Annotated in this window: 17 protein-coding genes and 1 rRNA gene; 14 read left to right on the top strand and 4 right to left on the bottom strand. The window is 55.8% G+C overall.

Features of this window, described 5'->3' with window-relative positions; translation table 11 throughout:
- The 4 genes from rrf to UR504_RS18080 form a co-directional block, all read left to right on the top strand.
- Positions 1-105 (top strand): 5S ribosomal RNA (gene rrf, locus UR504_RS18095); the annotation flags it as partial.
- Positions 106-229: 124 nt separating this feature from the next.
- Positions 230-1,258, top strand: a complete 1,029-nt coding sequence (murB, locus tag UR504_RS18090; protein ID WP_133295309.1) for a UDP-N-acetylmuramate dehydrogenase — start codon at positions 230-232, stop codon at positions 1,256-1,258.
- Positions 1,255-2,217 (top strand): bifunctional biotin--[acetyl-CoA-carboxylase] ligase/biotin operon repressor BirA, encoded by a 963-nt coding sequence (birA, locus tag UR504_RS18085; protein WP_252093642.1) that lies wholly within the window; start codon positions 1,255-1,257, stop codon positions 2,215-2,217. The genes murB and birA overlap by 4 nt, the downstream gene beginning before the upstream one ends.
- A gap of 16 nt (positions 2,218-2,233) precedes the next feature.
- The gene (locus UR504_RS18080) at positions 2,234-3,226 is read left to right on the top strand and encodes a glycosyl hydrolase family 8 (RefSeq protein WP_127732570.1); all 993 of its coding nucleotides are present in this window, start codon (positions 2,234-2,236) and stop codon (positions 3,224-3,226) included.
- 54 nt (positions 3,227-3,280) lie between these two features.
- On the opposite strand, the gene bcsG is transcribed toward UR504_RS18080, so the two are convergent.
- From bcsG to bcsE, 3 genes are read right to left on the bottom strand one after another with little or no spacing between them, the layout of a single operon-like run.
- Positions 3,281-4,960 (bottom strand): cellulose biosynthesis protein BcsG, encoded by a 1,680-nt coding sequence (gene bcsG / locus UR504_RS18075; protein WP_249577099.1) that lies wholly within the window; start codon positions 4,958-4,960, stop codon positions 3,281-3,283.
- On the bottom strand, positions 4,953-5,150 hold the full coding sequence (gene bcsF / locus UR504_RS18070) for a cellulose biosynthesis protein BcsF (RefSeq protein WP_024908822.1): 198 nt from the start codon (positions 5,148-5,150) through the stop codon (positions 4,953-4,955). The genes bcsG and bcsF overlap by 8 nt, the downstream gene beginning before the upstream one ends.
- The gene (gene bcsE / locus UR504_RS18065) at positions 5,144-6,706 is read right to left on the bottom strand and encodes a cellulose biosynthesis c-di-GMP-binding protein BcsE (RefSeq protein ID WP_302237583.1); all 1,563 of its coding nucleotides are present in this window, start codon (positions 6,704-6,706) and stop codon (positions 5,144-5,146) included. Before bcsE ends, bcsF begins: the two co-directional genes overlap by 7 nt.
- Before the next feature lie 175 nt (positions 6,707-6,881).
- Here bcsE and bcsR point away from each other — a divergent pair, with 175 nt between their 5' ends.
- The 9 genes from bcsR to UR504_RS18020 all read left to right on the top strand — a co-directional run bounded on the left by bcsR (position 6,882) and on the right by UR504_RS18020 (position 22,745).
- Entirely contained in the window at positions 6,882-7,070 is a 189-nt protein-coding gene (bcsR, locus tag UR504_RS18060; RefSeq protein WP_008503237.1) for a cellulose biosynthesis protein BcsR, read from the top strand.
- An 11-nt stretch (positions 7,071-7,081) separates the two neighbouring features.
- Positions 7,082-7,834: a cellulose biosynthesis protein BcsQ gene (bcsQ, locus tag UR504_RS18055; protein ID WP_115876797.1), complete on the top strand. Its 753-nt coding sequence runs from the start codon at positions 7,082-7,084 to the stop codon at positions 7,832-7,834.
- On the top strand, positions 7,831-10,446 hold the full coding sequence (bcsA, locus tag UR504_RS18050) for a UDP-forming cellulose synthase catalytic subunit (RefSeq protein WP_115876798.1): 2,616 nt from the start codon (positions 7,831-7,833) through the stop codon (positions 10,444-10,446). The genes bcsQ and bcsA overlap by 4 nt, the downstream gene beginning before the upstream one ends.
- Before the next feature lie 10 nt (positions 10,447-10,456).
- A complete protein-coding gene (gene bcsB, locus UR504_RS18045; protein ID WP_320739977.1) occupies positions 10,457-12,877 on the top strand; it encodes a cellulose biosynthesis cyclic di-GMP-binding regulatory protein BcsB in 2,421 nt (806 codons plus the stop codon).
- Between the two features lie 6 nt (positions 12,878-12,883).
- On the top strand, positions 12,884-13,990 hold the full coding sequence (gene bcsZ, locus UR504_RS18040) for a cellulose synthase complex periplasmic endoglucanase BcsZ (RefSeq protein ID WP_115876800.1): 1,107 nt from the start codon (positions 12,884-12,886) through the stop codon (positions 13,988-13,990).
- Positions 13,972-17,454 (top strand): cellulose synthase complex outer membrane protein BcsC, encoded by a 3,483-nt coding sequence (gene bcsC / locus UR504_RS18035; RefSeq protein WP_302237591.1) that lies wholly within the window; start codon positions 13,972-13,974, stop codon positions 17,452-17,454. The genes bcsZ and bcsC overlap by 19 nt, the downstream gene beginning before the upstream one ends.
- A 119-nt stretch (positions 17,455-17,573) precedes the next feature.
- The gene (gene hmsP, locus UR504_RS18030; RefSeq protein WP_302237594.1) at positions 17,574-19,580 is read left to right on the top strand and encodes a biofilm formation regulator HmsP; all 2,007 of its coding nucleotides are present in this window, start codon (positions 17,574-17,576) and stop codon (positions 19,578-19,580) included.
- 159 nt (positions 19,581-19,739) lie between these two features.
- On the top strand, positions 19,740-21,026 hold the full coding sequence (locus UR504_RS18025) for a dicarboxylate/amino acid:cation symporter (protein WP_023309587.1): 1,287 nt from the start codon (positions 19,740-19,742) through the stop codon (positions 21,024-21,026).
- 225 nt (positions 21,027-21,251) lie between these two features.
- Entirely contained in the window at positions 21,252-22,745 is a 1,494-nt protein-coding gene (locus UR504_RS18020; RefSeq protein ID WP_047646783.1) for a M16 family metallopeptidase, read from the top strand.
- A 63-nt stretch (positions 22,746-22,808) separates the two neighbouring features.
- On the opposite strand, the gene UR504_RS18015 is transcribed toward UR504_RS18020, so the two are convergent.
- Positions 22,809-23,738 (bottom strand): sugar kinase, encoded by a 930-nt coding sequence (locus tag UR504_RS18015; RefSeq protein ID WP_115876803.1) that lies wholly within the window; start codon positions 23,736-23,738, stop codon positions 22,809-22,811.
- A gap of 229 nt (positions 23,739-23,967) precedes the next feature.
- Between UR504_RS18015 and pdeH the strand changes: the two genes are divergently transcribed.
- On the top strand, positions 23,968-24,741 hold the full coding sequence (gene pdeH, locus UR504_RS18010) for a cyclic-guanylate-specific phosphodiesterase (protein ID WP_115876804.1): 774 nt from the start codon (positions 23,968-23,970) through the stop codon (positions 24,739-24,741).
- The last annotated feature ends 52 nt before the right edge of the window (positions 24,742-24,793 follow it).

Raw genomic sequence — 24,793 nt, 5'->3', positions numbered from 1 at the left:
TAGCGCGGTGGTCCCACCTGACCCCATGCCGAACTCAGAAGTGAAACGCCGTAGCGCCGATGGTAGTGTGGGGTCTCCCCATGTGAGAGTAGGGAACTGCCAGGCATCAAACAAGTGAAGAGGCCATCCGAAAGGATGGCCTTTTTGCATTTATGCGCTGCACAAACTAATCCCCCAACGCCCTGCTTATACGGTAAACTACCTGCGTTTTTGCATCAGGATAGCGTTTATGAACCACTCCCTTAAGCCCTGGAATACCTTTGGCATTCAACGCAATGCTAATCAAATTGTACGTGCCGATACCGCACATCAGCTGCTGGATGCATGGCAAAGCGCAACAGAAAATAACGAACCCGTACTGATTCTGGGCGAAGGAAGTAATGTCCTGTTTCTCGACGATTTTGCGGGAACGGTGATCGTTAACCGCATCATGGGAATTGATGTTGAAGAGAGTGCCGATAGCTGGCACCTGCACGTGGGGGCCGGAGAAAACTGGCATCATCTGGTGCAATTTACCCTCGAAAAAGGGATGCCGGGCCTGGAAAACCTTGCGCTTATTCCAGGCTGCGCCGGATCCTCACCTATTCAAAACATAGGCGCCTACGGCATCGAACTGAAAAATGTCTGCGAATATGTCGACTGCATCGAACTGGCGACCGGAACGGCTAAGCGTTTAACGGCAGAACAGTGCCGATTTGGCTATCGTGACAGTATCTTCAAACATGAATATCAGGATCGCTACGTGATTGTCGCCGTGGGGCTGCGTCTGTCGAAGAACTGGCAGCCCGTATTGACCTACGGAGATTTAACGCGTCTCGATCCGGTTACCGTTACCGCCCGCGACGTTTTTGACTCAGTTTGCCATATGCGGATGACCAAGCTTCCCGATCCTAAAGTTAACGGAAACGCTGGCAGTTTCTTCAAAAACCCGGTTATCAGCAGCGAAAATGCAAAAATTCTTCTTGAAGGATGGCCAACTGCGCCACATTACCCTCAGGCGGATGGCAGCGTGAAGCTGGCCGCGGGGTGGCTTATCGATCAATGCCAGCTAAAAGGTACTTCAGTAGGCGGTGCCGCCGTTCACCAACATCAGGCTCTGGTGCTGATTAACCAACGCGATGCGACCAGCGATGATGTTGTACAGCTGGCTCATTATGTTCGTCAGCGTGTGGGCGAAAAATTCAACGTCTGGCTGGAGCCAGAAGTTCGCTTCATTGGCCGCACAGGTGAAGTCAATGCCGTGGAGACTATCGCGTGAAGGACAATACTATCCCCTTAACCCTGATTAGCATCCTTGCTGACGGTGAGTTTCATTCTGGCGAGCAGCTGGGTGAACAGCTTGGCATGAGCCGTGCTGCTATCAATAAACATATCCAGACGCTTCGCGACTGGGGTGTTGATGTGTTCACGGTTCCCGGAAAAGGTTACAGCCTGCCGGAGCCGATTCAATTGCTGAATGAAGAAGCGATCCGCAGCCAGATTGGATACGGCAATGTTGCTGTGCTGCCGGTGATTGACTCGACGAACCAGTATCTTCTGGATCGGCTGCCTGAGCTGAAATCCGGAGATGCCTGCGTTGCTGAATACCAACAGGCCGGTCGCGGTCGTCGTGGCCGCAAGTGGTTTTCCCCCTTTGGTGCCAACCTCTATCTGTCCATGTACTGGCGACTCGATCAGGGGCCGGCCGCTGCCATTGGCTTGAGTCTGGTTATCGGCATCGTCATGGCGGAAGTGCTGCACGATCTGGGTGCGGATAAAGTACGTGTTAAATGGCCTAATGACCTGTACCTCAACGATCGTAAACTTGCCGGCATTCTGGTCGAACTGACGGGGAAAACGGGCGACGCGGCGCAAATCATCATTGGCGCAGGCCTCAATATGGTGATGCGCAATGTACAAAGTGATGTGGTGAATCAGGCCTGGACTAACCTCCAGGAGGCGGGGATTGTCATCGATCGTAATACCCTTGCCGTGCGTATGATTAAAGAGTTGCGTAGCTCACTCACGCTTTTTGAGCAGGAAGGGCTGGCACCGTTCCTGTCTCGTTGGGAAAAGTTGGATAACTTCATCAACCGCCCGGTGAAATTGCTGATTGGTGATAAAGAGATCTACGGAACTTCCCGCGGTATTGACGCACAGGGCGCGCTGCTCCTGGAACAGGATGGCGCGATTAAACCCTGGGTGGGCGGTGAGATTTCCCTGCGAAGTGCCGAATAACCGGATCGAGTTAATTATGCGAAAACCCGTCTGCGCGACGCTGGCCGTCATGATGAGTGTGCTGTTCTCGCCTCTCTCTCTGGCGGATCAGGCCTGGGAGAGTTACAAGGCCCGCTTTTTCAAACCGGAAGGCCGCATTGTCGATACCGGTAATGGTGGGGTGTCGCATACGGAAGGTCAGGGCTTTGCCATGCTGATGGCAGTCGCCAACGACGATAAAGCCACGTTCGATAAGCTCTGGCAATGGACGGACAGCCAGCTGAAGAACAAAGAGAATGGTCTCTTTTACTGGCGGTATAACCCCGCAGAGTCCAACCCGGTCGCGGACAAAAACAACGCCGCCGATGGTGACGTTCTGATTGCCTGGGCGCTGCTTAAAGCCGACGCCCGCTGGCATGACAAACGCTACAGCGCCGCATCGGATGCCATTACAAAAGCGCTGGTTGCCCATAGCGTGATCCGCTATGCGGGTTACCGCGTGATGCTCCCCGGCGTCCAGGGATTTAAGCTTGACGGGGAAGTGGTCCTTAATCCTTCCTATTTTGTGTTTCCGGCCTGGCAGGCCTTCGCCGGACGCAGTCATTTGCCGGTCTGGCGTGATTTGATTAAGGATGGTAAACGCCTGCTGGGGAAAATGGGCTCGGGTAAAGCGAATCTGCCCACTGACTGGGTTTCACTGGCATCAGGTGGCAAGCTGACCCCTGCTAAAGGCTGGCCACCGCGAATGAGCTATGACGCGATTCGTGTTCCGCTGTATGTCGCCTGGTCTGATAAGCAAAGCCCGCTGCTGACGTCGTGGAAGGCCTGGTTCGGTCAGTTCCCCCGGGAACAAACGCCCGCCTGGGTTAACGTCACGACCAACGAATATGCGCCCTATATGATGGAAGGCGGCCTGTTGGCTGTACGCGATTTAACGATGGGACAGTCTTCCGGTGAACCCGAAATCACCGCTAAAGACGACTATTATTCGGCAAGTCTGAAAATGCTGGTGTGGATTTCAGCGCAATAATAACGCACTGACTATCCCCTCTCCCCAACGGGGAGAGGGTGAGGCGTAGATCAGTTACTGCGGATACGGTACCCAATCTCCGCCGTTCAGGCGAACGTACGGTTTGTTCTGATACTGAATGACAACCGCGTTAGCGTTCTCTGAGACTTCTGCCGTTTGCGGCAGGTTGCTGGTGAGCTGATCCCAGTTCACGCTATCTTCCACAAACAGCTTCCCGTCAACGGCGCGGGCAACCAGTTCTGAAATCGCCAGATAGCTGGACGGCTGGGTGATTTCAATCGGTGCGCCCTGATGGGGTGCTTTCATACCAAAGAACTTAATGCCAGCAGGCACGTTGGTAATCGACGGGCTTGGGATATCACGCAGACCTGACACCTGCATTCTGTCGCCTTTCAGCGCGCCGCCGTGCTCAGGTACCACTACCACCATCACTTTACGGCCTGACTTTTCCAGTTCCGTGAAGAACGCATCCAGCTCGTCAAAGAACTTCTGCGCACGCACTTTATAATCAGCCGTTTTGCTCACGCCCGGGAAATGGTTACCGTCGTGGAGCGGCAGGGTGTTAAAGAACGTCGCGCTGCGTGGATTACTGTCTTTTCCGATGGTCTGCAGCCAGCGCTGCAGGACGGCGGTATCGTCATAGACGGGCGAGCCGTCGAAGCCCAGAAGAGAGACAGGAAGGCCGGTTTGATCCATCAGCGGTGCCTGCATGCCACCCTGTTCGCGTACTTCTTTCAGGAAGTTACCGAACTGGCCGTTATGCCCCAGCATCAGATGCTGCGTAAAGCCCAGTTTTGCGAGGTTATCGAACAGATAACACTGGTTGCCGGCGGGTTGATACAGGTTTTTATGGGATGTCTGACCGCAGCTAGCACGCAGCAGGCGGATTGCTGCCGGGCCGCTGTACGAGGTGGCAGAGTTGAAATCTTTAAACTGAATATCGAAGTGTGACCACAGCGGATGAGACATCAAACCGGCGGCGTCCACGTCGGCCCAGGAGAGAGAGCAGATGTTGATCACCAGCAGTTCAAACGGCTGAGCATCCGCCGGAAGCGCATCCGGGAATTTAGTCTGTCGCTTATCTTCCGCGGTATAGAAACTGGAGAGCCAGGCGTTCAGGTTTGTAGAAGTCGGCGGTGCGGTCTGGGTTGGGATATCGCCCACTACAGGCGTATCGCCTGCCGTTGTGACGGTTGCCGCCGCGCTTCCTCCTGTGGTGGTCACCGTGGTGGTTGGTTGACCGGCAGGCCACAGAGAAAAGTTTGGCCCAGCCAGCGTCAGCACGTTAAGCCAGATCATAATCGCGACGACAAACACCGTGACGCGGATCCACTGTGACAGGAACAGCCAGGCAACCAGCAGCACAAATACCGCACCAATCATCTGCCAGTTAATAAAGCGCTCGGTCAGATCGAGGATATAGCTGGCGCTAAAGCCCGCTACCTGCGAACCCTGGCTCATAATGCTATCCGGCCCCGGTAGCCAGGTATCATGCCAGAACAGCGCAAAACCGACAGGAATGGCGACCCAGTGACGTAAGCGATGCAGCCTGATATTCGGCAGCGGCATCAGCAGGAAGGCCATAAACACCAGGTTGAGAAGGGGATGGAAATTCAGATAGCCTGCCCACAGCAGACCAAACTTCACCAGAAAGTAGAAGTTCCAGCCGGAAAGGCCGCGCCAGTATTGCCAGAGCGGCGAGGGTGACGAAGCGGTATAGGTAGAATTAGTCATGTTTTCGGTCTGCCTTGACGTGTGATGCCCGTGTCAGTGTTCCGGCTGGTTTTACATAGCGAGGTTTTATAAACAGCACTCTGGCCGTATCACGGATACGGCGTATGGAATGGCGCGCATAGTAGCCAAGCGGGAAAAAGATCAGCGCACAGAATATAACCAGTTGAATAATATCGCTGATATTCATAATGATGCGTTCTCCGCGTTGTCTGTTAATAAGCGAAGGGGTTCCGGAACCCGACGCCAGACGTGTCCATCATGTCTGGCATTCAGGATCGGTTTAGCATCGCTCGTGATAGCGAGCGGTTTAGCCCATTGTTCGGGCTGGAGCGCACGCATCTGCACCAGCTCCGCGCTGATAGTATTATCTTCGAACCAAATCATACGGTTCGAGAAAATATCCCCGGTAGGCAGGGGGAAGATATGGTTAAGCGCCGTATCGAGATCGTTAACCCGGCAAAAGGACAAAAATAGCACCAGGCGATTGTCGCCAATGGTCATGATGTCCCCTGTACGGTTCGGACGACATAAGGTGAGAGCCTGTTCAACGCGAATACCCGGTACAGGACGCAGGGCAACCATGACGCCTTTTCCGTCAGCAGGAAGAAGAGTGTTGTTCATCATGTTGCCGACGGCGTCGCAGAAGGTATCCCATTTTTGGTACCCACGCAGCTTCATCGGCTGCGTCATGGAGAGCAGCGTGGAAATATCTTCCGGTACATGGCGGCTAAACTGCTGGCCCTGAACGCTTTCGATAAGCGTCAGGCAGCGTGACAGCGGCGCATTCCATGGGATAACCATATTGGCGCCGCAGCCCAGAAGCAGGCGCTCATCGGTGGCGCGCAGGCTGGTATTATTTTCGCGCACGATGATTTTTAACGCGCTTCCGCGCTGGCGGCGTAGGGTGTGGATTTGCCGTGCCAGCGTCTCAATCTGGTTATTCTGCATCAGCGAGAAAATAAGGGTCGCCGCCTGGGTTGTTCGGGCTTCATGGAAAAGGGCTTCGTTAGACTCAAAAAGTGTCCAGTTTTCCGACAGGGCGGGCGCCCCCTCTAAAACCGCGATATGGCTCAGAATGCGTTTTTCATCACTGCGCGGTTGGACCACGGTTTCTTCCTGCTGTGCAATGTGCCACTCGCCCTCAATATGTTTCAGGGTAAGCTGTTGCCTGGCACTCACGCCCTTTTCATTACACCAGAATGCAATATCGTAGAGATAGCTACCCACCTGATCGCGAACGCTTGCCAGACCGAACAGGGAGCGATATTCGCCCATTAAAAGTGAGAACAGCTTGTCATTATTACTGCCAGGATTGACTATCAATAGCGTGCAATTTTGAAATTTTGCCCATTTATTGATTTTTTCAAGCCATGGCAACAGTTTTTCAGCAGGGATATTTTGCAGGACGTTATTTGCACATTTAAGAATCACCAAATGGTGATCCGGATCAATAGAGCACTGAACGTCGCGGGACAAAAAGTATAGACTATCGGCTTCCGATGTCATGGAAAATAATCGCACCGTCTGAGGCCCGCGATTGTTTTCCAGCGTGATAATTTTCTTCGGGTCTTCGCCCATGCTAATGACGGCCACGCGGGAATCCTTATCCTGGGCAGCAATTGTCTGGTTAACCAGGCTGATAGCATCTTCATTTCGGTCCGTATTAATCCACCAGACTCCTCCGACTGGCATGTGGCTCAATTCGTCCCATAATGACTGGATGCCAATAGAAAATATGGAGTCCACGGTGTCCCTCTTTTCGTCTAATTTATCTGTATCTCAGTTTACTAGCGAAAGCGTAGAAATAAACCTAACATTGAAATTAAAGAACATCAGATTTAGCATGTAAATGAAATTTGTCAGGGCAGGAAGCCCCGCAACTTCTTTAGCGTGCGATTTTCCTTAAAGGGATGGAAAAAGAATGGATAATAACGAACCCGGAACCCCAGTCGACTCGACTCTGGGTTACACATTCCAAAACGATTTTCTGGCGCTGACGCAGGCCTTTTCTTTACCTGAAATAGATTACACCGATATTTCCCAGCGGGAACAGTTGGCCGCGGCTATTAAACGCTGGCCGTTATTAGCTGAATTCGCCCATCAACAATAAGGGAGCCATTGATGGCCATACTCGGATTACAGGGTGTCCGTGGCGGTGTGGGTACCACATCAGTTACCGCGGCGCTGGCGTGGTCATTACAGCTTTTAGGTGAATCGGTGCTGGTTATTGACGCCTGCGCCGATAATTTGTTGCGTATGTCGTTTAACGTTGACTTTACTCGTGAAGAGGGCTGGGCCCGCGCGCTGCTTGATGATAAAGACTGGCAGGATGCGGGGATGCGCTATACCTCCCAGCTCGATCTGCTGCCGTTTGGTCAACTGACCACCACGGAACGCGAAAATGAAGCCGCGTATCAGCGCCTGTTTTCGCAGTTCACGCTGGCGCTGCAGACCCTGAAAGAAAAGGGGCACTACAAATGGATCCTGCTGGATCTGCCCCACGGCGCCGGTACGCTGACCAGACAGCTTATCGCCCAGTGCGATCATATCCTCTCGATCGTTAACGTTGATGCGAACTGCCATATCCGCCTGCACCAGCAGGGGCTACCTCAGAACGCTCATATTCTGATTAACGATTTGCGTATTGGCAGCCAGATCCAGGACGATCTCTATCAGGTGTGGCTGCAAAGCCAGCGCCGTTTGCTTCCTATTGTGATTCATCGTGATGAGGGAATGGCGGAATGTCTTGCGTCTAAGCAACCGCTCGGCGAATACCGCAGCGATTCACTGGCGGCAGAAGAGATTCTGACGCTGGCTAACTGGTGTCTGCTGAACTTCGCCAACCGGGCGGAGCATGCAGGGAGTGATGTATGAGTCGTCTCGCCAGCTGGTTACTCATCCCGCCGGTCAGTTCGCGTTTGAGTGAACATTACCGGCATTTTCGCCGTCACGGTGCGTCGGCATTTAGCGCCGCGCTCGGCTGTTTCTGGATGATTCTGGCCTGGATGTTTATTCCACTCGAACACCCGCGCTGGCAGCGCATACGCGCCCGCCACAGTGAGCTATATCCGCACATTAATCCCAACCGACCGCGTCCTTTGGATCCGGCGCGTTATCTCATTCAGGCTATCTGGCTGGTGGTCACATCATCCCGCTCAGAGAAAATAACGCCGCACTGGCGCAGCTTCTCCCGCGTGCAGCAGTTACGTGAGCGCTACCACCAGTGGCTGGACAGACTGCCCAACAGCGTCAGCGATAAGACCAGCCATCTGGATAACCATAAAGAGCTCGGACATCTCCATCCGGGCCTGCGGCGTTTTATCCTCGGCGTGATCGTCGTGTTCTCGCTCATTCTGGCGCTGGTCTGTATTACGCAACCTTTCAACCCTCTGGCGCAGTTCACCTTCCTGATCCTGCTGTGGGGCGTGGCGCTGCTGGTCCGCCGTATTCCGGGTCGCTTCTCGGCGCTGATGCTGATCGTATTGTCGCTGACCGTCTCCTGTCGCTACATCTGGTGGCGTTATACCTCAACCCTGAACTGGGACGACCCGGTCAGCCTGGTATGCGGTCTGGTGCTGCTGTTTGCAGAAACCTACGCCTGGATCGTGCTGGTGCTGGGCTATTTCCAGGTGATTTGGCCGCTCAACCGCCAGCCGGTTCCGCTGCCAAAGGACACGACCCAGTGGCCAACCGTCGATCTCTTCGTGCCGACCTACAACGAAGACCTGAGCGTGGTGAAGAACACGATTTATGCTGCGCTGGGTATCGACTGGCCGAAAGACAAGCTCAAGGTCTGGATCCTGGATGACGGCAACCGCCCGGCGTTCCGCCAGTTCGCGGAGGAGGTCGGCGTCGAATACATCGCCCGTCCGACTCACGAACACGCTAAGGCGGGTAACATCAACAACGCGTTGAAGTATGCCACCGGGGAGTTTGTCTCGATCTTTGACTGTGACCACGTGCCGACGCGCTCTTTCCTGCAGATGACCATGGGCTGGTTCCTGAAGGAGAAAGAGCTGGCGATGATGCAGACGCCGCACCACTTCTTCTCTCCGGACCCGTTTGAACGTAACCTTGGCCGCTTCCGTAAGACCCCGAACGAAGGCACCCTGTTCTATGGCCTGGTGCAGGACGGGAATGACATGTGGGACGCCACCTTCTTCTGCGGCTCCTGTGCGGTTATCCGCCGTAAACCGCTGGATGAAATTGGCGGTATCGCCGTCGAAACGGTGACTGAAGATGCGCACACCTCTCTGCGCCTGCACCGTCGTGGCTATACCTCTGCCTATATGCGTATTCCTCAGGCAGCCGGTCTGGCAACAGAGTCACTGTCGGCGCACATTGGCCAGCGTATTCGCTGGGCGCGCGGGATGGTGCAGATTTTCCGTCTCGATAACCCTCTGATCGGGAAAGGACTCAAGCTGGCGCAGCGTCTCTGCTACGTCAACGCCATGTTCCACTTCTTGTCCGGCATTCCGCGGCTAATCTTCCTGACCGCGCCGCTGGCGTTCCTGCTTCTTCACGCTTATATCATCTACGCTCCCGCGCTGATGATTGCGCTGTTTGTTCTGCCGCACATGATCCACGCGAGCCTGACGAACTCGAAGATACAGGGTAAATACCGCCACTCCTTCTGGAGTGAAATCTACGAAACGGTGCTGGCCTGGTACATCGCGCCGCCGACGATGGTGGCGCTGATTAATCCGCACAAAGGTAAATTCAACGTCACCGCGAAGGGCGGGCTGGTGGAGGAGGAGTACGTCGACTGGGTGATCTCCCGGCCGTATATCTTCCTGGTGCTGCTGAATATCGTGGGCGTCATTGCGGGTATCTGGCGTTACTTCTACGGCCCGGAAAACGAAATCCTGACCGTCTTCGTCAGTATGGCATGGGTCTTCTACAACCTGATTATCCTCGGCGGCGCGGTGGCGGTGTCGGTGGAAAGCAAACAGGTTCGTCGTGCGCATCGTGTTGAAATCTGCATGCCTGCGGCGATTGCCCGTGAAGATGGCCACCTCTTCTCCTGTACCGTGCATGACTTCTCTGACGGCGGTCTGGGGATCAAAATCAACGGCCAGGCGAAGGTGCTGGAAGGGCAAAAAGTTAACCTGCTGCTTAAGCGCGGTCAGCAGGAGTATGTCTTCCCGACGCAGGTTGTTCGCGTGGCGGGCAATGAAGTCGGTCTGCAGCTGATGCCGTTGACCAAAAAGCAACATATCGATTTTGTGCAGTGTACGTTTGCCCGCGCGGATACGTGGGCTCTCTGGCAGGACAGCTTCCCGGAAGATAAACCTCTGGAAAGCCTGCTGGATATTCTGAAGCTGGGGTTCCGTGGCTATCGTCACCTTGCAGAATTTGCCCCGTCGTCGGTGAAATTAATTTTCCGGTCACTTACTTCGCTGGTTTCCTGGGTCGTGTCGTTCATTCCTCGTCGTCCTGAGCGGGATGAGGCGAAGCAGGCGGACCCGGTTATGGCTCAACAATGATGATAACGCGATGAAAACAAAACTTTCCTGGTTATGTGCAGTGGCAATGGGGATGAATGCGATCCCCGCAACAATGGCTAACGCAGCCCCGGGTAACGCAGCGGCAACGCCTGCGCCAACGGTACCTGTCGTCGCGCAAGCAACCGATCCGGTTGTCACCGCGGCACCTGGCCAAACAGAAAATATCACGCCGAACCAGCCGACGGAGGGGAACACATTGCCGGCAGACGGCCAGGTCATCGGGCAGGTGATGCCGGGCGTCCGGGGGGCGAATGCGCCCGTCGTTGCGGACAATGCGCCGTCGCGTGACGTGAAGCTGACCTTCGCGCAAATTGCGCCGCCTCCGGGCAGCATGGTGCTGCGCGGCATCAACCCTAACGGCGGCATTGAGTTTGGCATGCGCAGCGATGAGGTCGTCTCTAATGCGGTGCTGAACCTTGAATACACCCCGTCGCCGTCTCTGCTGCCGACGCAGTCTCAGCTGAAGGTCTACCTGAATGACGAGCTGATGGACGTACTGCCGGTCACGAAAGAGCAGCTGGGCAAGAAAACTCAGGCTCAGGTGCCGATCAACCCGCTGTTCATCACCGATTTTAACCGTATTCGCCTGGAGTTTGTCGGTCACTACCGCGATGTCTGCGAAAACCCGGCCAGCAACACGCTGTGGATGGACGTCGGACGTAACTCCTCGCTGCAGATGACCTACCAGTCGCTGGCGCTGAAAAACGATCTCTCCGCATTCCCGGTTCCGTTCTTTGATCCGCGTGATAACCGTCCGCTCACGCTGCCGATGGTGTTTGCCTCGTCCCCGGACGTGACCGAACAGCTGGCGGCCACCATTGTGGCGTCCTGGTTTGGTTCACGCGCGGGCTGGCGTGGACAGAGCTTCCCGGCGATGTATGACAAACTGCCGGACAGAAATGCCATTGTGTTTGCGACCAACGCGAAACGCCCGGCCTTCCTGCGCGATCGTCCGGACGTCAAAGCGCCGACCGTTGAGATGACAAGCCACCCGGAAAACCCGTACGTGAAGCTGCTGGTGGTCTTTGGTCGTGATGATAAAGACCTGGTGCAGGCAGCAAAAGCCATTGCTCAGGGTAACGTCCTTTTCCGCGGCAACAGCGTGGTGGTGGATGAGGTCAAACCGCTGCTGGCGCGTAAACCTTATGATGCGCCAAACTGGGTGCGTACCGACCGTGCGGTGACATTCGGTGAGCTGAAAACCTATGAAGAACAGCTGCAGGCGACGGGGCTTGAGCCAGCGCCGATTAGCCTGTCGCTGAATCTGCCGCCGGATCTGTACCTGCTGCGTACCAACGGCATTGATATCAATCTGAACTACCGCTATACCGCGCCGGCCACCAAAGACAGCTCGCGCATGGATATCAGCCTGAACAACCAGTTCCTGCAATCCTTCAGCCTGCAAAGCACGCAGGATACTAACCGCCTGATGCTTCGCCTGCCGGTGCTGCAGGGTCTTCTGGATGGCAAAACGGATGTCTCTATTCCGGCACTGAAGCTTGGCGCGATAAACCAGCTGCGCTTTGACTTCCAGTACATGAACCCAATGCCTGGCGGTTCTGCGGAAAATTGCATCACCTTCCAGCCCGTACAGAACCACGTTGTGATTGGCGATGAGTCGACCATCGACTTCTCGAAGTACTATCACTTCCTGGCGATGCCGGATCTGCGCGCTTTTGCTAACGCGGGCTTCCCGTTCAGCCGCATGGCCGATCTTTCTGAGTCCATCGTAGTAATGCCAAAAGCGCCAACTGAAGGGCAGGTCACGACCCTGCTGGATACCATGGCGACCGTTGGAGGACAGACGGGATTACCGGCGATTAACGTTACGTTGACGGACGATGGCAGCCAGATTCAGAACAAAGACGCTGACATCATGCTGATCGGAACCATTCCGGACAAGCTGAAGGATGACAAACGTATCGATCTGCTGGTGAAAGCGGCCCAGTCCTGGGTTAACACGCCGCTGCGCCAGACCGAGTTCCCGAGCATTATGCCGGATGTTAACGATCGTCAGGCCAGCGCGCAGACGACGGTAACGTCTCAGGGGGCAATGGCCGCGGTGGTGGGCTTCCAGTCACCTTACAACGAACAGCGTAGCGTGGTGGCTCTCCTCGCGGACAGCCCGCGCGGGTATGAACTGCTCAATACGGCCATGAACGACAGCGGTAAACGTGCCGCGATGTTTGGTTCCGTGTCGGTGATCCGTGAGTCCGGCGTCAATAGCCTGCGCGTGGGCGATGTGTACTACGTAGGCCATCTGCCGTGGTTTGAACGCCTGTGGTATGCGCTGGCTAACCATCCGGTTCTGCTCGCCATCCTGGCTGCGGTCAGCGTGGTCTTGCTGGCATGGGTGCTGTGGCGTCTGCTGCGAATCATCAGCCGTCGTCGTCTGAACCCGGATGAGTAAGATGTGATGAAAGCCTTTCGCTGGTGTGTATTAGCAGCGGTGATGCTGGCGGCGCTACCTCTTCGCGCCGCCTGTACCTGGCCTGCCTGGGAGCAGTTTAAAAAGGACTACATCAGCGAGGGCGGGCGTGTCGTTGATCCCAGCGACACGCGCAAAATTACGACCTCGGAAGGGCAAAGCTACGCCCTATTCTTTGCCCTGGCGGCGAACGATCGCAAATCTTTTGACCAGCTGCTGACGTGGACGCGCGATAATCTTGCCAGCGGCGATCTCAACGACCATCTGCCTGCCTGGCTATGGGGTCAGAAAGATAAAGAGACGTGGGCGGTGATTGATACCAACTCCGCCTCTGACGCCGATGTCTGGATCGCCTGGTCACTGCTTGAAGCGGGTCGACTGTGGAAACATCCGGATTATACCCGCACGGGTAAAGCGCTGCTGAAACGCATTGTCAGCGAGGAAGTGGTGAAAGTCCCGGGGCTCGGCGCAATGCTGCTTCCCGGTAAAGTCGGCTTTGCCGATGAGAACGTATGGCGCTTTAATCCCAGCTATCTTCCTCCGCAGCTAGCGAGTTATTTCACGCGTTTTGGTACCCCGTGGACCACGCTTCGTGAAACCAATCAGCGCCTGCTGCTGGAGAGTGCGCCGAAAGGATTTTCGCCGGACTGGGTGCAGTATCAGAAAAACAAAGGCTGGCGGTTACAGCAGGATAAATCGCTGGTGGGCGGCTACGATGCCATCCGCGTTTATCTCTGGGTGGGAATGATGAGTGATAAAGATCCTCAGAAAGCCCGGCTGCTGACGCGCTTCCAGCCGATGGCGGCCAAGACAATGAAACGGGGTGTGCCGCCGGAGAAAGTGGATGTGGCGACGGGTAAACGCACCGGGAATGGTCCGGTCGGATTCTCTGCCGCCATGCTGCCGTTTTTACAACAACGTGATGCCCAGGCGGTTCAGCGCCAGCGCGTTGCAGACCATTTTCCCGATAATAATGCCTATTACAGCTACGTGCTGACTCTCTTTGGGCAAGGATGGGATCAGCATCGTTTTCGCTTCACCGCAAAAGGTGAATTAATACCGGATTGGGGCCAGGAATGCGCAAGTTCACAGTAAATCTACTCACTTTATCGCTTGGCCTGGCACTGATGCCGATGGCTGAGGCCGCCAACTCACCGCAGCAGAAACAGCTGCTGGAACAGGTTCGACTGGGCGAATCGACACAGCGTGAGGATTTAGTTCGTCAGTCGCTTTATCGTCTTGAGCTGATTGACCCGAACAACCCTGACGTTATTGCCGCACGCTTTCGCTACCTGCTGCGCCAGGGCGATAACGCCGGCGCGCAAAAAGAGCTGGATCGTCTGAAAGGGATCGCGCCGGGCTCGAGCGCGTACCAGTCATCACGCAATACGCTGCTGCTTTCCACTCCGGATGGCCGCCAGCAGCTCCAGCAGGCGCGATTGCTCGCCACCACGGGACACACGCAGGAGGCGATTGCAGCCTATGACAAGCTGTTTGACGGCAACCCACCGGGCGGCGACGTGGCGACGGAATACTGGAACGTGGTGGCGAAAGATCCTGCTCGCCGGAATGCAGCCATTAACCAGCTCAAGAAAATAAACAGCAGCAGCCCCGGAAATACACAGCTGCAGGCGACGCTGTCCCAGCTTCTGTTCCAGAGCGGACGCCGTGATGAAGGCTTTGCGGTATTGCAGGAGATGGCCAAATCCACCAACGGGCGCAGCCAGGCGTCTGATATGTGGTATGACCAAATCAAAGACCAGCCTGCCAGCAGCGCGAGCGTTAGCGCGCTGCAAAAATACCTGAGCGTATTCAGCGACGGTGATAGCGTCGCGGCGGCGCGTGCCCAGCTTGAAGCCCAGCAAAAACAGCTCGCTGACCCTGCATTCCGCGCGAAAGCGGAAGGGCTGGCGGCGGTGGATGCCGGGCAGGGCAGTAAGGCGGTGGCGGAGCTGCAAAAAGCCGTCAGCGCCAACCATGCCGACAGTGAAGCGGTGGGTGCCCTGGGACAGGCTTATTCCCAGAAAGGCGACCGCGCCCGCGCGGTGGCACAGTTTGAAAAGGCAATTGCCCTCGATCCCCAGAGCGATAACCGGGGTAAATGGGACAGTTTGCTAAAGGTTAACCGCTACTGGCTGCTGATCCAGCAGGGCGATGCGGCGCTGAAGGCGAATAACCCGGCGCAGGCGGAGCGTTACTATCAGCAGGCACGCAGTATCGACAATACCGACAGCTATGCCGTGCTGGGGCTGGGCGACGCCGCCGCGGCGCGTAAAGATAACGACGCGGCGGAGCGTTATTACCGTCAGGCGCTGCGAATGGACAGCGGCAACAGCAATGCGGTCCGCGGTCTGGCCAATATTTACCGTGCGCAGTCCCCGGAGAAAGCCTCGCAGTTTATCCAGTCTCTCTCCGCCAGCCAGCGCAGAAGCATAGATGATATTGAACGTAGCCTGACCAACGAGCAGCTCTCTGCTCAGGCCGAGCAGCTTGAAAATCAGGGGAAATACGCTCAGGCGGCAGAGATTCAGCGTCGTCGTCTGGCGCTCTCTCCCGGCGATGTGTGGATAACCTATCGTCTCTCGCGCGATCTCTACAGCGCGGGTCAGCGAAGCCAGGCGGATACCCTTATGCGTCAGCTTGCCAGCCAGAAACCGTCCGACCCGGATCAGGTTTATGCTAACGGGCTCTATCTTTCCGGAAACGATCAGGACCGCGCCGCGCTGGCGCATCTGGATACGCTGCCGCGAAGCCAGTGGAACGGCAATATTCAGGAGCTTGCTGACCGTCTGCAAAGTAACCAGGTGCTGGAAACCGCCAACCGTCTACGCGACAGCGGCAAAGAGCAGGAGGCTGAAAACCTTTTGCGCCAGCAGCCAACCTCCACCCGCATCGACCTGACGCTGGCGGACTGGGCGCAGCAGCGTGGCGATCTGGACTCGGCAAAAACGACGTACAACGCCGTTCTGCAGCGTGAACCGCAGAACGAAGACGCCATCCTCGGCCTGACCGAGATTTATAGCGCTCAGGGTAACAAAGATGCCGCGCGCTCGGAGCTGGCGAAGCTGCCCGCCGCGCAAAACGGTCAGCCGCTGTCGCTCAATATGCAGCGCCGCATCGCGATGGCGCAGGCGGGTCTGGGCGATTCCGCCGCCGCAGAACAGACCTTCAATAAAATTATTCCGCAGGCTAAATCGCAGCCCGGCTCCATGGAAAACGCGCTGGTGCTGCGTGATGCCGCGCGTTTCCAGGCGCAGAACGGGCAGCCTCAGCAGGCACTGGAAACCTACAAAGACGCGATGGTGTCGTCTGGCATCACCACGACGCGACCGGTGGATAACGACAGTTTCACTCGTCTGACGCGTAACGATGAAAAAGACGACTGGCTGAAACGCGGCGTGCGCAGTGATGCCGGTGACTTGTACCGTCAGCAGGATGTTAACGTCACGCTGCAGCACGACTACTGGGGCTCCAGCGGCACGGGCGGCTATTCCGACCTGAAAGCGCATACCACCATGCTGCAGGTGGATGCCCCGCTCTCTGACGGGCGCATGTTCTTCAGAAGCGATCTGGTCAACATGGACGCTGGTTCATTTGATAACAATAACGGGACCTACGATCCTAAATGGGGGACCTGCTACGAAACGCCGTGTAGCGGCAATACCCATCAGTCCGACAATGGCGCAAGCGTTGCCGTCGGCTGGCAGAATAAAACCTGGGCGATGGATATTGGCACCACGCCGATGGGCTTTGACGTTGTCGACGTGGTGGGCGGCATAAGCTACAGCAGCGATCTGGGCCCCATCGGCTATACCGTTAACGCCCATCGCCGCCCAATCTCCAGCTCTCTGCTGGCGTTCGCCGGGCAAAAAGATACCAACACCGGCACCACCTGGGGCGGCGTACGTGCCACCGGTGGCGGCGTAAGCATGAGCTATGACAAAGGTGAAGCGAACGGTATCTGGTCGAGCCTGAATGCGGAAACGCTGACGGGTAAAAATGTTGAGGATAACTGGCGCGTCCGCTGGATGACGGGTTACTACTACAAGCTCATTAATAAAAACAATGAACGCCTGACGGTCGGCGTCTCCAATATGCTCTGGCACTACGACAAAGACCTGAGCGGTTATACCCTGGGTCAGGGCGGTTACTACAGTCCGCAGGAGTACGTCTCCTTCGCACTGCCGGTGACCTGGCGTAAACGCACGGAGAACTGGTCCTGGGAGCTGGGTGGCTCGGTCTCCTGGTCTCACTCGAAAACCAAAGACGAACTGCGCTACCCGATCCAGAATCTGATCCCGACCGATGAGCCAGACCGCTATACCGACCGGGGCGCAATGGAAACCGGCAGCAGTTCATCAGGAACGGGTTATACCGCGCGGGCCATTATCGAGCGCCGCGTAACGTCCAACTGGTTTGTAGGCATGGGCGTGGATATTCAGGAGGCGAAAGACTATACCCCAAGCCATGCGCTGATCTATGTGCGCTACTCTGCCGCAGGCTGGCAGGGCGATATGGACTTACCGCCGCAGCCGCTCATCCCTTACGCGGACTGGTAATCGGATTTTCCTTAATCCATTTGTAAGTCTCTCTTAATAGCGCGGCAATCGGGTATACTCAGGCGCGCCGGGTTTACACCCTGGCGCGCCCTGCGCTTCGAGTTTTGTGGAGAGTCATTTTGCGTGTCAGCCGTTCCTTAACAATCAAACAGATGGCGATGGTCTCTGCCGTCACCATGCTGTTTGTCCTGCTCTTCTGCGTAATTTTGCTGTTTCATTCCGTACAGCAGAATCGCTATAACACGGCTTCGCAGTTAGAAAGTATCGCCCGCTCGGTGCGTGGCCCGCTTTCTGCCTCTATCCTGAAAGGGGATATTCCCGAAGCGGAAACCATTTTAAAACGTATTCAGCCTGCCGGCGTCGTTAGCCGCGCCGATGTCGTCTTGCCCAACCAGTTTCAGGCGCTGCGGATGAGCTTTATCCCGGAGCGTCCCGTCCCGATGATGGTGATGCGCCTGTTTGAACTGCCGGTGCAAATTTCGCTTCCCGTTTATTCGCTTGAACGCCCTGCGAATCCGCAGCCGCTGGCCTACCTGGTTTTGCAGGCGGACTCCTACCGCATGTATAAATTCGTCATGAGCTGGGTGGTTACGTTAGTGACCACTTGCTTACTTATGACGCTTATTCTCAGCGTGGCGCTCACCTGGTGCATTAACCGGCTGATTGTTCATCCGCTGCGCCGTATCGCCCGTGAGCTGAATACGCTTGCGCCGCAGGATCAGATGGGACATCAGCTTGAGCTGCCGCGTCTGCATCATGACGATGAGATAGGTATGCTGGTGCGCAGCTACAACCTCAACCAGCAGCGCCTCCAGCGTCAGCAGGATGAATTAAACAGCAGCGCCACCCGTTTTCCGGTATCGGAGCTCCCCAATAAAGCCTTCCTGATGGCGATGCTGGAGCAGACCGTTGCCCGCCAGCAAACTACGGCGCTGATGGTTATCGCCTGTGAAACCTTGCAGGACACGGCTGGCGTGCTTCAGGAGAGCCAGCGCGAAATGCTGCTGCTCACCCTGGTGGAAAAGATCAAATCTGTCCTTGCCCCGCGCATGGTGCTGACCCAGGTCAGCGGTTACGATCTGGTGGTGATTGCCAACGGCGTAAAAGAACCGTGGCATGCGATCACCTTAGGTCAGCAAGTACTCACTGTCATTAATGAGCGGTTGCCCATTCAGGGTATCCAGCTTCGTCCGAGCGCCAGTATCGGTATCGCCATGTACTATGGTGATTTAACGGCGGAGCAGCTTTATCGTCGCGCGTTCTCGGCGGCGTATACCGCCCGGCGCAAAGGGAAAAATCAGATCCAGTTCTTTGAACCGGAGCAGATGGAAAAGGCGCAGCAGCGCCTGACGGAAGAGAGCGACATCCTGACCGCGCTGGATAACCGGCAGTTTGCCCTCTGGCTACAGCCGCAGATGAATTTGCTGACGGGAGAAGTGAAAAGCGCCGAGGCACTGCTGCGCGTGCAGCAGCCGGATGGTTCATGGGAACTGCCGGAAGGGCTGATTGAGCGCATTGAGTCCTGCGGCCTGATGGTTACCGTCGGCTACTGGGTGCTGGAAGAGTCCTGCCGTCAGCTGGCCGCCTGGCAGGAGCGCGGCGTGACGCTGCCGCTGTCGGTCAATTTGTCTGCCATGCAGCTTATGCACCCGACCATGGTTTCAGAGATGCTGGAGCTGATCCATCGTTACCGAATCAAGCCTGATACGTTAACTCTGGAAGTGACGGAGAGCCGACGCATCGACGATCCTAATCAGGCGGTCGCGATTCTCAAACCGCTGCGTAATGCCGGTATTCGCATTGCCCTGGACGATTTTGGCATGGGATACGCCGGGCTGCGTCAGCTTCAGCACATGAAAACCCTTCCGGTAGATGTGCTCAAAATTGACAAAGCGTTTGTCGACGGTCTGCCGGGCGACAGCAGCATGGTGCAGGCGATTATCCAGATGGCGCGTAGCCTCAACCTGCATCTTATTGCCGAGGGGATTGAAACCGAAGCGCAACGCGCCTGGCTTGCAGAGGCGGGCGTGGAGAGCGGACAAGGCTTCCTTTTTGCCCCCGCAGTCCCTTCGGATATCTTTGAAGAACGATACCTTTCTGGTGCTGACAATAACGCAAAAGTGTAATTTTGTTGCTGGCTTGTGCGAGCCAGCTCAAAGTTCTTAACATTTGTGTTTCAAATTTGAACTGAGTTTATTTCTGTCCTGTTATGTGGGTGTTATTTTAAAGCCGCAGGTTAACCATAACCTTACAAAACCTGTGGTTTTTCTTCCCAAGGACACCTTATGAAAACCTCACTCTTCAAAAGTCTTTATTTCCAGGTCCTGACAGCCATCGCCATCGGTATTCTGCTGGGTCACTATTACCCTGAGCTGGGCGCGCAAATGAAACCGCTTGGCGACGCGTTCGTTAAGCTCATCAAAATGGTCATCGCTCCGGTGATCTTCTGTACCGTAGTAACGGGCATCGCTGGCATGGAAAGCATGAAGGCGGTTGGTCGTACCGGTGCAGTGGCGCTTCTCTATTTTGAAGTGGTCAGTACACTTGCGCTGATTATCGGTCTGATCATCGTCAACGTGGTGCAGCCAGGCGCGGGAATGAACGTAGACCCGTCAACGCTTGATGCCAAAGCGGTCGCGGTATATGCCGAGCAGGCGAAGGATCAGGGCGTGGTAGCCTTCCTGCTGGACGTGATACCGGGCAGCGTCATTGGCGCGTTCGCCAGCGGAAACATCCTCCAGGTGCTGCTGTTCGCCGTGATGTTTGGCTTTGCCCTGCACCGTCTGGGCAGCAAAGGCCAGCTTATCTTTAACGTAATCGAAAGCTTCTCGCAGGTGATCTTCGGCATCATCAATATGATCATGCGCCTGGCGCCGATCGGTGCTTTTGGTGCGATGGCCTTCACCATCGGTAAGTATGGCGTCGGTACGCTGGTGCAGCTGGGTCAGCTGATTATCTGCTTCTATATTACCTGTATCCTTTTCGTAGTCGTGGTGCTGGGCTCCATCGCCCGCGCGACGGGTTTCAACATCTTCAAATTTATTCGTTACATCCGTGAAGAGCTGCTGATTGTTCTGGGGACTTCCTCTTCAGAATCGGCGCTGCCGCGTATGCTCGACAAGATGGAAAAGCTGGGGTGCCGTAAATCGGTGGTCGGGCTGGTGATCCCAACGGGCTACTCCTTCAACCTGGACGGCACCTCGATATACCTGACGATGGCGGCCGTATTTATCGCTCAGGCGACCAACAGCCATATGGATATTTTCCATCAGATTACCCTGCTGGTGGTGCTCCTGCTCTCCTCTAAAGGCGCGGCAGGCGTGACGGGCAGCGGCTTTATCGTGCTGGCTGCCACCATTTCCGCTGTAGGTCACCTGCCGGTGGCGGGTCTGGCGTTGATTCTGGGTATCGACCGCTTCATGTCAGAAGCCCGTGCGTTAACCAACCTGGTGGGTAACGGTGTGGCAACGGTGGTGGTGGCGAAATGGGTGAAAGAGCTGGATCACAAAAAGCTCGACGATACTCTGAATAATCGTTCAACTGACAGCAAAAATCCTGGCTTAACCTCTTAATCTTGTCACAAATGCCCGTATTCCCTTGTCGGGATGCGGGCTCCTGCGCATAATAACTGTTCGTACCTGTCATAATTCGACAAGATTTTTTTGGGTATATTTCACTTCGGACCGTGACGTTTTGCCGAACGCGCGGTCTAATCGACGTGTTTTCATCGTCATCTTTAAGAGTGAAGCGCGTCGCGAGGCACTCTTTTTAACCAGGAATGTTGATCAGGGGTTCACATGCAGGGCACAAAAATTCGACTCTTAACCGGCGGTTTGCTGATGATGGCAGCAGCCAGTTATGTGCAGGCAGATGCGCTCCAGCCAGACCCGGCCTGGCAACAAGGGACATTAGCGAACGGTTTTCAGTGGCAGGTGTTAGCCACTCCGCAACGTCCCAGTGACCGTATAGAAATCCGTCTGTCCATTAATACCGGTTCCCTCACGGAAAGCACCCAGCAAACCGGTTTTAGCCATTTTATTCCCCGACTGGCGCTCACGCAGAGCGGCAGCCTGCAAGCGGTTCAGGTGCGCTCACTTTGGCAGCAGGCCATCGATCCGAAGCGCCCGCTTCCTCCGGCTGTTGTCTCGTATGACTACACCATGTTTAACCTGAGCCTGCCTAATAACCGTAACGACCTGCTTAAAGAAGCGCTTACGTATCTCTCCGATGCCTCTGGCAATCTGGCGATTACGCCGGACACCGTTAACTATGCGTTGAGCAACAGTGACATGGTGGCGACCTGGCCCGGAGATACCAAAGAGGGCTGGTGGCGCTACCGCCTGAAGGGCTCAACGTTACTGGGACATGACCCGGCCGAACCGCTGAAACAGCCGGTCGATGCCGAACAGGTAAAATCGTTCTACCAGAAGTGGTACACCCCGGACGCCATGACGCTGATCGTGGTAGGTAACGTGGACAGCCGCGCGGTGGTGGAGCAGATCAACAAAGCGTTTGGTGATTTGAAAGGTAAGCGTGAAACGCCAGCCCCTGTCCCGACGCTCTCTCCGCTGCGTGCAGAGCCTGTCAGCATTATGACGGACGCCGTGCGTCAGGATCGCCTCTCCGTCATGTGGGATAACGCCTGGCAGCCCATCCGTGAGTCAGCGGCAATGCTGCGCTATTGGCGTGCCGATCTGGCGCGTGAGGCGCTGTTCTGGCACGTTCAGCAGACGCTGAGCAAGAACAACGTCAAGAATATCGGTCTTGGCTTTGACTGCCGCGTGCTGTTCCAGCGCGCGCAGTGTGCCATTAACGTTGAATCGCCGGGCGATAAGCTGAATGCCAATCTGGGCGTGGTCGCGAAAGAGCTGGCAAAAGTGCGTAAAGAGGGGCTTTCCGAAGAGGAATTCAATGCTCTCGTGGCTCAGAAAAAACTCGAGCTGCAGAAGCTGTTTGCGACCTACGCACGTGCCGATACCGACATTCTGATCAGCCAGCGTATTCGCTCCCTGCAGAATCAGGTGGTGGACATTGCGCCGGAACAGTACCAGAAACTGCGTCAGGACTTCCTGAACGGTCTGACCGTCGAGATGCTCAATCAGGACCTCCGTCAGCAGCTGTCACAGGAGATGGCGTTGATCCTCCTGCAGCCGAAGGGCGAGCCGGAATATGACATGAAGGAACTTCAGACGACCTGGGATTCCATTATGGCCACCGCGCCGCAGCCAGCGCAGGCCGCCACGGCGGATGATTTACATCCGGACGCGACGGATATTCCGCAGGGGCAGTAATGCTTAAACATTCCCTCTCCCTGTGGGAGAGGGTTAGGGTGAGGGCATCAGCCCGCACCTTACTTAAACTGGCATCGCCTCGCGCGGAATAATCGCCCCGCGATACTGAATCACCGTGCTGGCCGTCAGGTGCCCACGCCGTGCCGCCGCTTCCGGCGTTCCACCCGTCAGACGTACCGCCAGATAGCCCGCGCTGAATGAATCACCCGCCGCCGTGGTATCAATCACTTTCTCTTTGGCAAGCTTCACCGCCGGAACGTCAACCAGCGTTTCACCCGCAATCGCGACCAGACAAGACTCCGCACCGCGCTTAATCACCACTTCGCTCACGCCAGCCGCCTGCGTGCGTGCAATCACGTCCTCTACCGGTTTCTCACCCCACAGGGCGTCTTCATCGTCGAGCGTGAGGAAGGCGATGTCGGTGCACTGCAGCATCTGTTGATAGACCTGCTGCGTCTCTTCGCGGCTGCCCCACAGGCGCGGGCGGTAGTTGTTATCGAAAATAACCTTGCCGCCGTTTGCACGGCATTCGCGCAGCAGCGAGAGCAGCTTTTCACGGCTGGTGGGGCTTAAAATCGCAAGGCTAATCCCGCTCAGATATAGATAGTCAAAGGTCGCCAGCTCTTCGCAGATGGCCGCAGCCGCGTCGCTCTCCAGCCAGAATTTGGCCGCGGCTTCGTTACGCCAGTAATAAAACGTGCGTTCGCCGGTGCTGTCGGTCTCGATGTAATAAAGTCCCGGGAGGCGGTTTTCCATACGCTGAATCAGCGACGTTTCAACATGTTCACTCTGCCACGCCTCCAGCATCTGCTGGCTGAAGCTGTCCGTTCCCAGGGCGGTAACGTAGTTCACGGTGAGCGCCTCAGGCGCGACCTGGCGGGCAATATAAACGGACGTGTTTAACGTATCGCCACCAAATCCGCGGCTGACTTCAGCGCCTTTTTGTGACAGTTCAATCATGCATTCGCCAATCACGGCAATTTTTTTGGACATAGTCGTGAACCTGAACAGAAGAATAATCAGCAGTGTGCGCTGAGTGAATTAACCGGTCAACTATATTAAAACAACGTTCCATTATTTTATTTGAGCCAGCGCGTGTTCCCGCGCATTTCTGTCATCTTAATTTCATTTTCCCGGTGAATTGAACATAAAGTTCTCAATTGCCGCGCCGATAATCCTGTGACGAGTCCAGAAAGGCTATCCCAACAACAGGACATCTGAAATGAAGTCAGAGCAGGTTATCCAGCGGCTGAGCACTACGCCTGAGGCAAGTATTGAGAACTTGCAGGAGCATCGCTACTGGCTGCAATGTGAGCGTGCGTACACCTATCAGCCGATCTACCGAACAGATGGTCGACTGATGGCAATTGAAATTTTGACCGTCGTTACGCACCCCTCAAACCCCACTCAGCGCATCGCGCCGGATCGCTATTTTGCCGAAGTTGCCGTTCGCCAGCGTCTGGATGTGCTGGAAGAACAGCTTCGCATGCTGGCGACGAAGCAGTCCTTTTTCGAACAGCACGATATCCTCGCCTCGGTGAACGTCGACGGCCCAACCCTGCTGGCGCTGCGGCAGAACGCAAAATTGCAGGAGCTGATCGCCACCCTGCCGTGGATGCGCTTTGAGCTGGTGGAGCATGTCCGTCTGCCGCAGGATTCCTCGTTTGCTTCGATATGCGAATACGGCCCGCTGTGGCTGGATGACTTTGGCACCGGCATGGCGAATTTCTCCGCCCTGAGTGAGGTGCGCTACGACTACATTAAAGTGGCCCGCGATCTGTTCATTATGCTGCGTCAGACCCCGGAAGGGCGGAACCTGTTTACGCTGTTATTACAGCTGATGAACCGCTATTGCCAGGGCGTGATTGTTGAAGGTGTGGAAACGCTGGAAGAGTGGCGTGATGTGCAAAGCTCGCCTGCCGCGGCGGCGCAAGGCTATTTCCTCTCCCGACCGGTACCCATGGATCGCCTCGATAGCGTGATAACTACCCTCTGATAAGCCCGCTTCCCTTTGTCTGGACTATAGTTTTACAGGACAGGTCATCAGG

Origin of the sequence: Enterobacter sp. 241F3 (assembly GCF_034106785.1) — a bacterium.
Taxonomy (GTDB): Bacteria; Pseudomonadota; Gammaproteobacteria; order Enterobacterales; family Enterobacteriaceae; genus Enterobacter; species Enterobacter vonholyi.
The sequence above is the reverse complement of the archived record's forward strand: the minus strand, read 5'-3'. Positions and strand labels throughout refer to the sequence as shown.